The organism is Xanthomonas cucurbitae (genome assembly GCF_002939885.1).
In the GTDB taxonomy this organism is placed as follows: Bacteria; Pseudomonadota; Gammaproteobacteria; order Xanthomonadales; family Xanthomonadaceae; genus Xanthomonas; species Xanthomonas cucurbitae.
Genome location: NZ_MDED01000056.1, coordinates 1 through 15334 on the forward strand (window position 1 = coordinate 1; position 15334 = coordinate 15334).

Consider the following 15334-nt stretch of genomic DNA (forward strand, 5'->3'; position numbering starts at 1 on the left):
CAGGTAACGCAGTTGCGCAAAGACCGGCGACAGGCTCGCTGCATACTGATGGAACACCCCCGCCGTCAGCCACAGCACCGTCACCTGCTCTTGCAGCAGGCGCTGCCGCAAACGCTCCGGTGCCAGCAGCACGTCCTGTTGGACAACCACAACGCACCCGCCGTTGAGCAGCGGTGCCCACACCTCCAGCGTACTGGCGTCGAAGGCGGGGTTGGCAGCGAAGGCCACCCGGTCGGACGCGGTGAACTCGGCATAGCCGTTGTTGCACACCAATCGACTGATCGCCCGATGCGGCACGCGCACGCCCTTGGGCACTCCGGTCGAGCCGGAGGTGTACATCAGACAGGCCACTGCATCGCTGGCCTGCGGCAACGCAGGATCGTGATCGGCCATCCTGCCCAGGTCCAGCGTGTCCAGATCCAGACGCTCGATCCCTTCTGGCAGCGCCTGCCCGGCGTGCGTGAGGACCCAGCGGGCCCCGCTGTCCTGCAGCATCGTCAATAAGCGCCCTGGCGGGGCCTGCACATCCAGCGGCAGGTAGGCCGCAGCGCACTTGATGATCGCCAGTTGCGCGAGGATCAGATCGACCGTACGCGGCAGGCCGATCGCCACATGATCGCCCGGCTCGACCCCCAGCGCGACCAGGTGGTGCGCCAGGCGATTGGCGCGCCGGTTGAGCGTGGCGTAGCTGTAGTGCTGCTGGCCATCGATCACCGCAACGGCGTCCGGATCGCGTACCACCTGCTGCTCGAACAGTGCATGGATGGTCTGCGCCTGCGGATACGCACGCTCTGTCGCATTGAAATCGTGCAGTACGCGTTGGCGCTCGGCCTCGGGCAGCACGCAAAGCGTCTGCATCGCACGCTCGTCCGATGTCTCCAATGCCTCCACCAGCTGCGTCAGCGCCACCTGCATGTAGCTGCACAGGCGCTCTGCGTCGAGCGTATTACAGGTGCTCAAGGTCAACTGCGTGCCGTCCCCCACATCGTCCACCGACAGGCACACCGGATAGGTACTCCGCTCTTGCGCGCCCAGCATGCTGACACCGGGCCAAGCTTCTATCACGGTACCGCCGAGCTGTTCTCTGCCAATCCTGCGGTAATTCAGCAACGCGTTGAACAATGGGGACGGCGCGGGGACACCACTGCACCGCTGAGCGAGCGCCAGTGAAGCGTGTTCGTTCGACAACAAGGCATTCAGGTATATCTGCGCCTGCTTGATCGCTGTACGAACTGTCGTGCTCCCGAGTTTGACCCGGATCGGCAAGGTGTTGATGAACATGCCGATGGCTTGTTCGATGTTGTTTCCCTGTGTTCTGCCAAGCAAGACAGTACCGAACACCACGTCATCCCGGCCGGCCGTCGCGCCCACCACCTGGGCCCACGCCAGGTGATGAAGAACACCGGTGCTTACCCCGCATTGCCTCGCTTGCACGCGCAACCGTTGGTCCACCGATGCATCCAACCACCTCACCGCCTCATGCACGGCCCAATCGTCACCCTCAGAATGCTGACGTCCGAACGACAACGTCGGCTCGTTCACCTCGCCCAGCATGTCGGTAAAGAATGCAGTGTGTTCTTGCGACTGCTGGCTCCACCGCGCCCGCATCGTGTAATCCCGATACGGAAAAAGTGGCGGAAGCTCGCCGGTATTTTCCTGTAGATGGCATCCGATCTCCTTGAGCAGGCTGCCCAACGATGTCGCATCAGCGATCAAGTGATGGACAAGCAATACGCCGATCCACCGTTGACCAACGGCATCGTGCGCGTAGCCGACGCGTAGCAACGGCGCCATGCCCAGTTCAAGCTGTTGCCTGCCTGGATCCATCTGCGCCTGGAGTTGCTGCAGGACATCCCCGTCTGCATCATCCAGCTGACACTCTACCCACGGCACCGTTGCATGTCGCCAGACAACCTGCACAGGGTCATCGACGTAGTCCCACACGATCGCGGTGCGCATGATGTCATGTCGTGCCACTACCTGCTGCAATGCATCGGCAAACGCGTCCAAGCGCCCACGATCAGCAAATATGAAACTGACGCACTGCAGATAAGGGTCACCACGTTTTGCCGAAAGATGGTGATAAACCAGGCCCTCCTGCAAAGGCGCCAACGGATAGATGTCCTGCACATTGCTGATGCCGCCCGACACCGTCGACACGATGTGATCGATGGATTCCTGGCTCAGGTCCACCAACGGAAAGTGCGCGGGTACCAGACTGTCGCACTGCAAGGGAATCCTGTTCTCCGGTACCGCCAGGTCGCTATTGACACCGATTGCCGCCGCCATCGCCATCAAGGTTGGCTGACTCAGCAATTCCTTGACCCCAGCGTGCAATCCATGACGGCGCATGCGTTCCAGCAATGCGACAACCCGCAACGAGTGTCCTCCGAGTTCGAAGAAGTGATCGTGGCGCCCAACCCGATCAACATCGAGCACCTCGCTCCATAGCTTGGCCAACAGCTGCTCGAGCTGTCCCTCAGGCGCGACATACCCGCGCTGGACGTACGCCTGCGCCTGCGGCATGGGCAAGGCTTTGTGATCGAGCTTGCCGTTGGGTGTCAGCGGCAGTTCGTTCACCTGCACATAGAGCGCAGGCACCATGTGCTCCGGCAACTGCTGCTGCAGATGGCCGCGTAGCTGCTCCGGCGACAGCTCGTTCCCTTCGGCCTGCACGTAATATACCAACAGCGCTTTCTGTCCTCCTGTATCTGTATGGGCTACCACGGCGGCATCGCGCACCTGCGGATGCTCCTGCAACCTGGATGCAATCTCCGCAGGTTCGATACGGAAGCCTCGAATCTTGATTTGATCGTCGTTGCGACCCAAGTAGTCCAATGTTCCATCCGGCAACCATCTTGCGATATCCCCGGTGCGATACATGCGTGCGTCCGCCGAAGAGCCGAACGGATCGGCAACAAAGCGCTGTTGCGTCAATTCATCCCGATTCAGATAGCCCCGGGTGACTTGCGCACCAGCAATACAGACTTCGCCCGCGATGCCGATAGGCATCGGCCGTCCGTCGGTGTCCAGCACATGCACGCGCATGTTCGCAATCGGCTTTCCAATCGGTACGCTGGCCGCCGCCGTTGACTCCCAACCCAGCGGAATCTCATAGACGACACATCCCACCACCGTCTCGGTCGGGCCATACTCGTTCACCAGCCGCAGGTGGGGCGCGAGCGCGCGCAGACGCTTCACGGTGAAGGCCGGCAATGCTTCGCCGCCGATCACAAACAGTGCTGCGGTGGGAGTTGCGTTGCAGGCAATCAGCTGCTGGGTAAGCACTTCAAGATGGGAAGGCGTGATCTTGACAAGACCCAGCGGCTTGCCTGAACTCAAGCGACGCTGCAACGCGTCGATTTCATCGTGCTCCGGCAGCAGCTCGGTCGTGCCGCCGCACAACAGCGGCAGATACAGGCTGGTCACGGTGGCATCAAAGGACAGTGACGAGGACACCACCGCGCCGTGTTGAGGCTTGTAGTATTCGGCACCCCACTCCAGATAATTGACGAGTGCGGCATGCGGCACCATCACGCCTTTGGGACGGCCACTGGACCCCGAGGTGTAGATCACGTACGCAAGATGCGACAAGGTCAGGCCGCTTACGCAAGGGTCTGTCTCTGCGGCAGAGCGCCAGTCGGGCGCATCCAGGTCCAGGCGCGGCACTTGCGCGCTGGACAGGTGCGCGGAGGTGGCGGCGTGCACCAGCAAAGCGCGCGGGGTACTGTCGGCCAGCATGTAAGCCAAGCGCTCGGCAGGATAGCGAGGATCTAACGGCACGTACGCGCCGCCAGCCTTCAATATCGCCAGCAAGGCCACGACCAGCTCGATACTGCGCTCCAGACAAAGAGCGACGCGTTCGTCGGGTTGCAGGCCCATCGCAATCAAGTGGTGGGCGAGCTGATTGGCCTGGGCATTGAGCTGCGCGTAGGTCAGCTGCCGGTCGGCGCAGACCACGGCTATCGCATCCGGCGTGCGGGCGGCCTGTGCCTGAAAGAGCGCCTGGAACGTCGCTTCCTGGACATCAGCCTGCTTGCCTTGGCTCCACGCATCCAGGACGTCTAATTCGGCAGGAACCGCCACCTCGAAGGCCTGCAGATGCCGCTCCGGATGGGTCAGGCCCTGGTCGATCAGCTGGATCCAGCGCTCTGCCAGCAGCTCTACCTCCCCGGCTTCGAAATAGGCGTTGTTGTAAATGGTATGCAACAAGGCAACATCGTCATGGACATTGCTTCTGACGAAGATCGACAGTGGCTCGGCCTCATGGCCGTTGGAGCACTTGAAGGAACGCGAATGCTCGCTACCAAAACGATACAGGTGCTCTTCCTGTTCGAAGGAAAACGACACATCGAAAAGGCGGGCAGCTCCGCTCCTCATCAATCCACATTCGCGTCCAATTTCGCTGATCGGGAAGTTCTGGTGGCGATAGTCCTTACGTAGTTCTTTGGACAGGTTCGACACCAATTCCAGGAAACTTGGATCCCCATCGAAACGCATCCTTACCGGCGTCACTTGGGCGAACATTCCGATGGATGACTTGAATTGATGGCCTGACCGATTGAGGACCGGCACGCCTATCGAGATGTCGTCGCGCTGCAAGGTACGCGAGAAGTAAATGTACAGAGCGGCCAGACTGACCTGAAGCGGGGAAGTGCCATGCGCTTGTGCAAACACCGTCATGCGATCGAGCAATGCACGCGGAAACTCGCGCGTCAACTTCGTGCTGCCTTGACTCTTATGATCGCCGGCAGGCTTGGATCCCGACGCAAACATTGGTTGCGGAACAATGGCGTACTTCTGTGCCCAGTACGCACGATCTTTCTGGTAACGCGTCGAAACTCGGTAACTCAGGTCATGATCGATGAAGTCCCTATACGACCTCACCGCCACGCTCGGAACGCCGCCAGCGCGCAACTCATTGTAGATCTGGCTCAATGTCTGGAGCACCAGATAGATTGACCAGCCGTCCAGCAGAATATGATGGGCGCTTACGACGAAGCACCATCTTCGCGCCCGAATACAACACAGGGAGATTCGCCACAGCGGGGTGCCATCGAACTCGAAGGCAGTCTCCATCTGCTCCTGAATCCATGTAGTCACCCAGTGCTCGGGGTTTGGCTGTCCTGATGCATCGACCAAGGCCACCGGTACATCGAGATGGTCGGCGAACGCCTGCAAGGGAATGCCGTCGCTGTCCACTTCCTGCACGATATGCGTTCTTAGCACGTCGTATTGATCTGCCATGCACTGTACGGCACGGCGGAAACAGGCCACGTCGACTTCGCCTTCAATCTCAACATAACCCCCGATGATCGATGCAAGGGAGTGGCCGAGCATCAGCTGCTCCAGCCAGACCTCTCGCTGTGGGCCGCTGAGGGGAAAGCTCGGTCGAACATTGGTTGGCATAATTTATTCCTTGCAAGGATGATCTATGGGCGCAGCACAGCTACGCACGAGAGTGGCTCGAACGGTTATCGGTGGTATCAGCAAATGGATAACGTGCGGGTAGGCCCCGCTCTACGCCGGGCCGGTGCTACCGAACAGGAGTGTTTATGCTGCCGGCCATGCTGGAGAAGACAACGACCGGGAATCCGCTCGCCATTTTCTACAGCCGGCACAGGGTGGCATCATTGGATGACCGCTTGCATTCGCCGCTTGGATTTTTCTGGGTGCCCAGAACTGAAATCCGATGGAAGCGGCAGCCGCATGGCTTCGTTGCATCCTCCTTGCTCGTGAGTGCGACTACATCAGCACATTGATATCACGATAACTTCCATACTAGAGTATCGAGAACGAGAGTTATTTCTTATAAGTAGGCATTGCGTGCAACAGCGGATCAATCGAGACACGAAAGCAGGCTTCGGAAAATCATGAAGCGCGATCACCAGCATAGACATTAAGTGATTTGAGTCACAATCAAGTCCGGATGAATTTACGAACACGGCAGGAATGACCCGGCTTTACTATGCAATAAATAACATACTAATAATCACTTTAAAGATATATCGCCATACCTGCTCCTGCGTATCTACGCGGCAGCTGGTGCAGTGCATGATCTTGCGCGGCTGAGCGTTGCCGCGCCGAGGGGCGTGGGCCCGACATTCGGCAGCTCAGGCAGAATCGGCGCCACATTGGCGATGCTTGAGCGTGAGCTGCATCGCGAAAGCAAGCCAGTGGCAGAACCCGCCGTTTACTGGCGTCGTCAAACATTTGAAGACGGCCGTCATGAAAGGCGAGGACTGAGAATCGTCCTGGAAGATCGTTAACGTCTGGTCGCCGAAATGAAGCAAGCGCATCGGGCCAGTACACGGCTGCAACAGGCTTATTGCATCATCAGTATCGGTGTGCTCACCCTGCGACGCTGGACACCCGTACGATCAACGCCTGCAAAGTGCATGACAGCGACGCTGCCGAACAAGCGGCCAGCCTGAGCCGGCGCACGGCCCCGGCCGAAGACTTCGCGACCAATCCGCTTGGCGCAGACACGACCCGCCTGCCACAGGCGTGCGCATCACAGAGGTGAGACATCCACCGATCGAATCGCCGGCATCGGATGCATGCACTGCCACCAGCGCTGAGAGAAAGCGCCGGGCGGATTCAAGACAACAAAAAAGGCCTTGCGGCCTTTTTTTTTATGATCGACTCGATCGTATGATCGGTCATCTTGATATGGAGCGGGAAACGAGACTCGAACTCGCGACCTCAACCTTGGCAAGGTTGCGCTCTACCAACTGAGCTATTCCCGCATGAAACTAAATTGTACAGCTTGTCACTTCGTTGCGCCAGCCCCCATCGTTGTCGATGAGAAGAAAACGCTTGAGGTGGAGGCCTGGGCCGGAATTGAACCGGCGTACGCGGATTTGCAGTCCGCTGCATAACCACTCTACCACCAGGCCGAAACATCCAGCGCAAGGCGTCCTGCCTGCTGAAACTTGGAGCGGGAAACGAGACTCGAACTCGCGACCTCAACCTTGGCAAGGTTGCGCTCTACCAACTGAGCTATTCCCGCTTGGGAGGCGAAATTCTACAGCGAACAGCATAGGTGTCAACTGTTGCTTTCGATTTTCTTCGCCTTGCTGCTGATTGCGGCTTTTTCGTCCGCGCGCAGGCTCGGCCAGGCCGCCTGCAGGTACTGAAATCCAGACCACAGCGTCAGTAGCGCGGCGATCGCCAGCGTCCAGTAGCCGGCGCGGAAGATCAGGTTGCCTAGCCAGATGTCGTGCGTCGGCATCTGTCCGGGCGTGACCGAATACAACAGGCACAGCAACGCCACCATCTGTGCAGTGGTCTTGACCTTGCCGATCACCGCCACGCGCACCTTGGCACGCTGGCCGATCTCGGCCATCCATTCGCGCAATGCGGAGACGGCGATCTCGCGCCCGACGATGACCGCTGCCCAGAACGCCATCCACGGCGTCGGGTGGCCTTGCACGATCAGGAACAGCGCCACCGCCACCATCAGCTTGTCGGCGACCGGGTCCAGGAAAGCACCGAACGCGGAATACTGGTGATAGCGCCGCGCCACCCAGCCATCCAGCCAGTCGGTGATGGCGGCCAGTGCGAACACGCCGGCGGATGCAAAATTGGTCCAGGTATACGGCAGGTAGAACACCACGACCAACACCGGGATCATCAAGATCCTCAGCAATGTCAGCCACGTGGGGATGGTCAACTTCATTACGGGCTCGGCTCGCCTGGCGCATCGGGAAGCGCCAGCCCGTGCAGGTTAGCGTAGATTCGCGCGGCGAGTGCGGCATTGACCCCTTCCACGCGGGCAATTTCGGCTTCGCCAGCGGCCTTGAGACCGACCAGGCCGCCAAAATGCTTGAGCAGGCTGGCCCGGCGTCGCGGGCCGATACCGGGAATGTCCTCCAGCTTGCTGGTCATGCGCGCCTTCTGGCGGCGCCCGCGGTGGCCCGTGATCGCAAAGCGGTGCGCTTCGTCACGCACCTGCTGAATGAATTGCAGCGCCGGCGATGCCGCGCCCGGTCGCAGTTCACGGCCATCGGTCATGACCAGCGCTTCGTGCCCTGCCCTGCGCTCCTCGCCCTTGGCCACGCCGACCAGCAGCACGTTCTCCACGCCCAGCTCAGCCAGCGCCGCCTGCGCCTGCGCCAGCTGACCGGCACCGCCGTCGATGAGCAACACGTCGGGCAGCACGCCGTTTTCTTCCACCGCGCGGCGGAAGCGCCGCTCGATCGCCTGGCGCATGGCCGCGTAATCGTCGCCCGGGGTGATGCCAGAGATGTTGAAGCGCCGGTACTGGCCGCGTACCGGGCCGCTGGCGTCGAACACCACGCACGAAGCCACCGTCGCCTCGCCCATGGTGTGGCTGATGTCGAAGCATTCCACACGTTTGACCGGCTCGGCCAGGCCCAGCATTTCGCGCAAGGCTTCGCTGCGCGCGTGTTGCGCGCTCTGGCTGGTGAGTTCGGTCACCAGGGTCAGCTGCGCGTTGCGCGTGGCCAACAGCAGATAGCCGGCACGCTCGCCGCGCACATTCCACTTCAGGGCCACCTTGTGCTCGGCAGCGGCGCTGAGTGCGGCTTCGATCAGCTCGGCATCGGGAATTTTGCGGTCCAACAGGATCTCGCGTGGCGGCGAATGCTCGGCGTAGTACTGCGACACGAACGCGGCCAGGATTTCGTCTGCGCTGTCTTCGCCGTTGGTCTTGGGGAAGAACGCGCGCGTGCCCAGATTGCGGCCGTCGCGGAAGCTGAGCAGCAACACGCAGGCCTGGCTGGATTGCGTGGCGCAGGCCAGCACGTCCAGATCGGCGGCGCGGCCATCGACGTACTGGCGGTTCTGCATGCTGCGCAGCGAGGACAACAGATCGCGCAGGCGTGCGGCACGCTCGAATTCGAGCGCTTCGCTGGCCTGCTGCATCGAGTGCATGATCTCTTCGCCGAGCTGGTCACTCTTGCCTTCGAGAAACATCGTGGCGCGACGTACCGATTCGGCATAGTCGGGGGCGGCCACCAGATCCACACATGGGCCGCTGCAGCGGCCGATCTGGTACTGCAGGCAGGGCCGCGAGCGATTGCGGAACACGCTGTCTTCGCAGCTGCGCAGCTTGAACAGCTTGTGCATCAGGCTCAGCGTCTCGCGCACGCCGGTCACGCCGGTATAGGGCCCGAAGTAGCGCCCCTGCACCGCGCGCGGCCCGCGGTGCAGGGCAATCCGCGGCCAGTCCTCGCGCGTCAGCAGCACATAGGGGTAACTCTTGTCGTCGCGCAGGGAGACGTTGTAGCGCGGCGACAGCGACTTGATCAGCTGGTTCTCCAGCAGCAGGGCCTCGGCTTCGCTGCGGGTGACGGTGACGTCCATGCGCGCGACCTGCGAGAGCATGGAGGTCAGCCGCGCATTCTTCGGCGTGCCGTTGAAATAGCTGCCCACGCGCTTGCGCAGGGCGCCGGCCTTGCCGACGTACAGCAAGGTATCGTCGGCCGCGTACATGCGATAGACACCCGGCGCAGTACTCAGCTGGGTGGCAAACGCCTTTCCATCGAAATCGGCTTGGGGTCTTGCACTCATTCGTCTATCGCAACATCACTCAGCACGCCGCTCGCCAGGTCGTAGCGCAGGACGGCATGTGCGTCGGTTTCGGCAATCCACACTGCGCCGGCCGTCACCGCCAAGCCAGCCGGGCCATGCAGGCGGCGCGGCAGCTCGATGGTGGTCAGTTCGCCGCCGCCCAGCCGCAGGCAACGCAATCGTCCGTTGCCGGTATCGGCGATCCACAGCAGCGGCGAATCCGCCGCCAGCGCGATGGCCTGCGGGAATTGCAACTGTGCCGTGCCACGCGGCCCGTCCTGGTCGCCGAACTGCCAAAGGCCCTGCCCGCCCACCAGCGTCTGCACCAGGTCGCCGCGCAGTTGCATGGTGCGAATCGACGATCCCAGGCCATCGCAGACGTAGGCAACCTGCTGCACCGCCGCCACGCCTGCCGGTTGCGCGAATGCCGCCAGCTGACCACTGCCGTCGCGCATGTCGAGCGCGCCGTTACCGGCACGCGCTCGCAGTGCGGCGCGCCCCAGGTCGTAGCTCCAGATGCGGTGATCGCCGGCCATGGCGATCAATAGCTGATTGTCGGCGGTGGCCAGCCCCTGCGGGGAGTTCAGTGCGGAGGCGCCGGCAAACGCCAGCGGCCCTTCCACCGGCTCACCCGGGCGACCGGTCCCGCACAGGGTATCGACCTGTCCATTGCGCAGATTGATGCGGCGTAGCGCATGGTTACCGGTATCGGCGACATACAGCTGGTCGCGTTCCAGGGCCAGGCCTTGTGGGCGGCGGAATGCGGCCTCACCCACACCGCCATCGATCAGATCGGCATTACCGTGACCGAACTGACGCAGCATGCGCCCGCCATGCGTACATTCGAGCACGCGATGGTGGCCGGTGTCGGCGACATACAGGCGGTCCTCGGTCGCGGCCAGCCCAGTGGGAAAGCGCAGTGCCAGACGCGTCTCGGGGTTGCCTTCGGGCACGCCCTGCAGGTCCGCATCGGACGGTGGCTGCTGGCCTTCGCACAGCGCCGCCAGCGCCTTGTCCAGGTCGCTGGTGATGCCTACCAAACGCTGGCGTTCGCGGCCGTGTGCATCCAGCAGCACCAACGTCGGCCAGGATTCAATGCCGAAACGGCGCCAGGTCTCCCAGTCGCGGTCGAGCAGGATCGGCGCAGTGACGCCATGCCCACGCAACTGCTTGAGCGCGCGTTGCGGCTGGCGTTCGCTGTCAAAGCGCGGCACCTGCACCACGATCAGCTGCAGGCGCCCAGGGTTGCGCGCCTGCCATTGCGCCAGCTCGGCCAGCCGCTCGGCGCACCACACCGAGCTGGCATTGACGAACGCCAGCACCAAGGCGCGGCCGCGATGCTCCTGCAAGGTGGAGGGCCTGGCGTTGAGCCAGGTGGGAAATTCCGGCAGTTCCTGGGTGGGCTGGGCAGTCATGCAGGGATTATGCCCAAGCGCGATCAGCCGCGGGTGAGCCTGGCCACGGTCTGGCGTGCAGCGGCATCGACCAGCTGCCAGACATCCTCGAACGCCTCGCTGTCACCGGTATACGGGTCGGGGATCTCCTGGCGTGCCTGCACACCCGCCCAAGGCAGCCAGAGCGTGACTTTGTCGCGCAGCGACGCGGGCGCAAGCTTCTGCAGATCGCGCAGATTGCTGGCGTCTGCGCAGAGCAGCCAGTCGAAGTGGTCGAAGTCCTCGCGTACCAGCTGACGGGCGCGCAGGCCGGACAGATCGACACCGTGGCCGCGTGCACAGCGGATGGCGCGCGGGTCCGGCGGCTCGCCGGCATGCCAATCGCCGGTGCCTGCCGAATCGACCTGGATCCGCCGCGACAGGCGCGCCTCGTCCAGCCGGGCACGCAGCGCCCCTTCGCCCATCGGCGAGCGGCAGATATTGCCCAGGCACACGATCAGCAGCTTCATGCCGCCGCCACGCGGGCCTGCGCGCGGGCCAGGTCGTCGGGCGTATCGATGCCAGGCGGAAACTGTTCCGGGGTCAGAGCAACAGCGATGCGATGGCCGGCTTCCATCGCGCGGAGCTGCTCCAGCGATTCGATGCGCTCCAGCTGACCCGGCGGCATCGCCGCGAAGTGCTGCAGGAACCCGGCACGATAGGCGTAGATGCCGATATGGCGCAGCCAGTGGCCGTCATGCGGCAGATGATCGCGCTGGTTGGCGAAGCTGTCGCGGTGCCAGGGAATCGGCGCACGGCTGAAGTACAGGGCATCGCCGCCAGCGCTGCGGACCAGCTTGACCACATTGGGATCGAACAGATCGTGCGCGTCATCCACCGGTGCGGCCAGTGTGGCCATGTCGGCGCCGGACTGCAGCAGCAGTTCGGCCACCGCGCGGATGCCGGCGGTCGGCGCGAAGGGTTCGTCGCCCTGCAGGTTCACCACGCAGGTGTCAGCGTCCCAACCGGCGATGCGGGCGCATTCGGCGAGTCGATCGGTGCCCGAGACATGCACCGCGCTGGTCATCGCCACACGCACGCCGGCCAGGCCCTGGATGGCATCGGCAACACGGGCATCGTCGGTGGCCACCCAGACCTCCCGGGCGCCGGCGGCCAGGGCGCGCTCGGCCACATGCCGGATCATCGGCCTGTCGCCAATCGCACACAGCGGCTTGCCTGGCAGGCGGGTGGAGGCATAGCGCGCCGGCACGGCGACCACGAAGGGAGGCAGGTCGGCCTGGGACGGACCGGGGACTGCGTGCACGGAGGCGCCTGTTTGCATTTTGACTCCATTAATGAGAATAATTCTTATTCATCGAGCGACGGAATCGTTTTTCGACCATCGTCAGCCACTGCTGCCACCTCCACATTCTAGCGACCCCATGACCGCCTCCCCTCTCCTCCCACGTTGCCCCGAGCAGCGTCCCCTGTCGGTCGCGCTGCTGCTCTGCCTGGCCCTGCCGTCTGTCGCGCGCGCCGACGATGCCACCACCGACGCCCGCACCCTCGATGCAGTCAGCGTGCAAGCCGAACGCGCGGATGGCTACACCGTGCGCCGGAGCGACACCGCGACCCGATTGGCACTGACGCCGCTGGAGACCCCGCAGTCGATCAGCACCGTGTCGCGCCAGCAGATGGACGATTTCGCCCTCAACAACGCCAACGACGTGCTGGCACTGGCGGCCGGCGTCAATGTCGAACGCGTGGAAACCGAACGCACCTATTACACCGCGCGCGGCTTCGACATCCTGAACTTCCAGGTCGATGGGCTGGGCCTGCCCTTCACCAATGGGTTGGGCGAAGGCGATGTGGACACGGCGATCTATGAGCGGGTGGACGTGCTGCGCGGGGCCAATGGCCTGCTGTCGTCCACCGGCAATCCGTCGGCGACCATCAATTTCGTGCGCAAGCGCCCGACCGATGCGCTGACCGGCGCGCTTTCGCTCAGTGGCGGGTCGTGGTCCAACCGCCGCGTCGATGCCGACGTCTCCGGCCCGCTGGTGGCCTCCGGCCGCGTTCGCGGTCGCGTGGTCGGTGCCTGGCAGGACGGCGAGAACCACCTGGATCGCTATGCGCTGCAAAAGCAGGTGTTCTATGGCGTGCTCGAAGCGGACCTGAGCGACAGCACCTTGCTGACAGTCGGTGCCAGCCACCAGGACAACAGGCCCACCGGCGGTATGTGGGGCGCCCTGCCGTTGTACGACAGCGACGGCACACCGACGCGCTATGCCCACTCGGCCAGCACCGCGGCGGATTGGAGTGGCTGGAACAGCAGCGACACGCGCACCTTCGTGGAGCTGCAACAAGGGTTGTCCGCCGACTGGACGCTCAAGGCCTCGCTCAACCATCGTCGCTTCGCCACCGAAGGCGATCTGTTCTACGTCTATGGGCAACCGGATCGGCAGACCGGCCTGGGTTTGTTCGCTTATCCCTCGTACTACCGCAGCAACGAAACGCAGACCTTCGGCGACATCGCCATCTCTGGCAGCTTCGCGCTTGCCGGCAGGCGCCACGATCTGGTGGCCGGAGTGAACTGGGGCAGGATGGAAGCCGATCGGTTGTCGCTCTACGGGCGCGGCATCGGTACCCCCTTGCCGCGTCTGGAGGACTGGACCGGCAACTTTCCCAAACCGCCCTTCGATGCCGGTCGTGATGGCGCCGAATTCGATACCACCCGCCGCACCGCCTACGCCACCGCACGCTGGAGCCTGGGCGAGCGGCTCAAGCTCATCACCGGCATCAACCAGACCCGTGTAGAGAGTCGCCCCTGAAAAACCCCCACACCCCATCCATACCAAGGCTCAATCCGTATTTTCGGCGTGCTGGAATTGCCAGTTTTCGTTATTGTACGCAATGGTTTCTGGCAGTTTTAGCCCATGCGTACACGCCGTTCTGCCGCCGATCAGTTGCCTGCCGATGAGCTGTTTCGTTCGCGCCTGGAGAACCAGATCGACCTGCGCCATCCGCTCGCGCAGCTGAGTCATCGGCTGCCGTGGGCTGCTTTGGAGCACGCGCTGTCGCCACGCTTGCCGGCCACCTGCGCCGCTGGTGGTCGTCCTGGGTTACCGGTGCGTCTAATCGCCGGTTTGCTTTACCTCAAGCACGCCTACGACCTGTCCGACGAGGCGTTGTGCGAGCGCTGGCTGGAGAATCCGTACTGGCAGTTCTTCACCGGCGAGGTGGTGTTCCAGACCTGTTTGCCATGCGCTCCCAGCTCCTTGACACGCTGGCGGCAACGTCTGGGCGAGGCGGGCATGGAAGAGTTGCTGGCGCACACCATCAACACGGCCCATGCGATCAAGGCAGTGGATGCACGCGAGTTGTCGCGGGTAATCGTGGACACCACCGTGCAGGAGAAAGCGATCGCTCATCCCACCGACAGCCGGCTGTTGGAAGTGGCGCGCAAGAAATTGGTACTGCTGGCCAAACGTCATGGAATTGCACTGCAACAGACTTATGCACGGCAAGGTCCGGCGCTCAGCCGCAAGGCCGGGCGCTACGCGCATGCGCGCCAGTTCAAGCGGATGCGCAAGGTGCTGCGACGCCAACGCACGATCCTGGGGCGCGTCATGCGCGGGCTGCAACGCGCTGTGGACACGTTGAAAACATCGGTGCGTGAGCGCATCGGCGTCTGGTTGGAACGCGCACAACGGTTGTACACGCAGCGCCCCAAGGACAAGCAAAAACTCTACGCCCTGCACGCACCGGAAGTGGAATGCATGAGCAAGGGCAAGGCACGGATCCCATACGAATTTGGCGTCAAGGTCGGCATTGCAGTGAGTGCGCGCAAAGGCTTGATCGTGGGCGCGCGCAGTTTCCCGGGTAACCCGTACGACGGTGACACGTTAGCCGAGCAACTGGAGCAGACGCGCGGGCTACTGCAGGATGTGAATGTGATCCCGCAGGTGGCGATCGTGGATCTGGGCTATCGCGGCCGCGAGGTCGCTGGGGTGAAAGTCCTGCATCGCGGCAAAGCCAAGACGCTGACACGACGGCAATGGGGCTGGATCAAGCGACGGCAGGCGGTGGAGCCGGTGATCGGACACTTGAAACAGGACTGCCGCTTGAATCGTTGCCGCCTCAAGGGAGCTCAAGGCGATGCACTGCATGTGCTGGGCTGTGCGGCCGGCTACAACCTGCGCTGGCTGATGCGCTGGATCGCACTTTTGCGCGCCTGGTTGCGGGCGATGCTGGCGCGGTCCTCAACACCCTCAAGCACCCTGTGGCCGGCAATGATGCCGATTGGGGCTTGAAAGGGGTTTTTCAGGGACGACTAGTCCTACTGTGTCATAAAAATGTTATTCTGCAGGCAATCCACACCGTGCTGAGATGAACATGGCCGCAGTCAGTCACCAAGCGCGTTT

8 protein-coding genes and 3 tRNA genes are annotated in these 15334 nt (G+C 62.7%); 2 read left to right on the forward strand and 9 right to left on the reverse strand.

The window, feature by feature from the left end; translation table 11 throughout:
* The 9 genes from XcuCFBP2542_RS17690 to kdsB form a co-directional block, all read right to left on the reverse strand.
* The coding region (locus tag XcuCFBP2542_RS17690) for a non-ribosomal peptide synthetase (protein WP_146090355.1) at positions 1–5409 on the reverse strand (5409 nt) is incomplete at its 3' end.
* Positions 5410–6673: 1264 nt separating this feature from the next.
* Positions 6674–6749 (reverse strand) — tRNA-Gly (locus XcuCFBP2542_RS17700).
* A 76-nt stretch (positions 6750–6825) separates the two neighbouring features.
* Positions 6826–6899 (reverse strand) — tRNA-Cys (locus tag XcuCFBP2542_RS17705).
* Between the two features lie 37 nt (positions 6900–6936).
* A tRNA-Gly gene (locus tag XcuCFBP2542_RS17710) sits at positions 6937–7012 on the reverse strand.
* Between the two features lie 36 nt (positions 7013–7048).
* Positions 7049–7681, reverse strand: a complete 633-nt coding sequence (gene pgsA / locus XcuCFBP2542_RS17715) for a CDP-diacylglycerol--glycerol-3-phosphate 3-phosphatidyltransferase (protein WP_104605419.1) — start codon at positions 7679–7681, stop codon at positions 7049–7051.
* Positions 7681–9537 (reverse strand): excinuclease ABC subunit UvrC, encoded by a 1857-nt coding sequence (gene uvrC / locus XcuCFBP2542_RS17720; protein ID WP_104605421.1) that lies wholly within the window; start codon positions 9535–9537, stop codon positions 7681–7683. The genes pgsA and uvrC overlap by 1 nt, the downstream gene beginning before the upstream one ends.
* Positions 9534–10952 (reverse strand): hypothetical protein, encoded by a 1419-nt coding sequence (locus tag XcuCFBP2542_RS17725; protein ID WP_170067022.1) that lies wholly within the window; start codon positions 10950–10952, stop codon positions 9534–9536. Before XcuCFBP2542_RS17725 ends, uvrC begins: the two co-directional genes overlap by 4 nt.
* A 23-nt stretch (positions 10953–10975) precedes the next feature.
* On the reverse strand, positions 10976–11440 hold the full coding sequence (locus XcuCFBP2542_RS17730) for a low molecular weight protein-tyrosine-phosphatase (protein ID WP_104605425.1): 465 nt from the start codon (positions 11438–11440) through the stop codon (positions 10976–10978).
* The gene (kdsB, locus tag XcuCFBP2542_RS17735) at positions 11437–12201 is read right to left on the reverse strand and encodes a 3-deoxy-manno-octulosonate cytidylyltransferase (protein WP_223214455.1); all 765 of its coding nucleotides are present in this window, start codon (positions 12199–12201) and stop codon (positions 11437–11439) included. The genes XcuCFBP2542_RS17730 and kdsB overlap by 4 nt, the downstream gene beginning before the upstream one ends.
* Before the next feature lie 151 nt (positions 12202–12352).
* On the opposite strand from kdsB, the gene XcuCFBP2542_RS17740 reads away from it, so the two are divergent.
* Entirely contained in the window at positions 12353–13741 is a 1389-nt protein-coding gene (locus tag XcuCFBP2542_RS17740) for a TonB-dependent siderophore receptor (protein WP_104605429.1), read from the forward strand.
* A gap of 105 nt (positions 13742–13846) precedes the next feature.
* Entirely contained in the window at positions 13847–15223 is a 1377-nt protein-coding gene (locus tag XcuCFBP2542_RS17745) for an IS5 family transposase (RefSeq protein WP_104605431.1), read from the forward strand.
* The last annotated feature ends 111 nt before the right edge of the window (positions 15224–15334 follow it).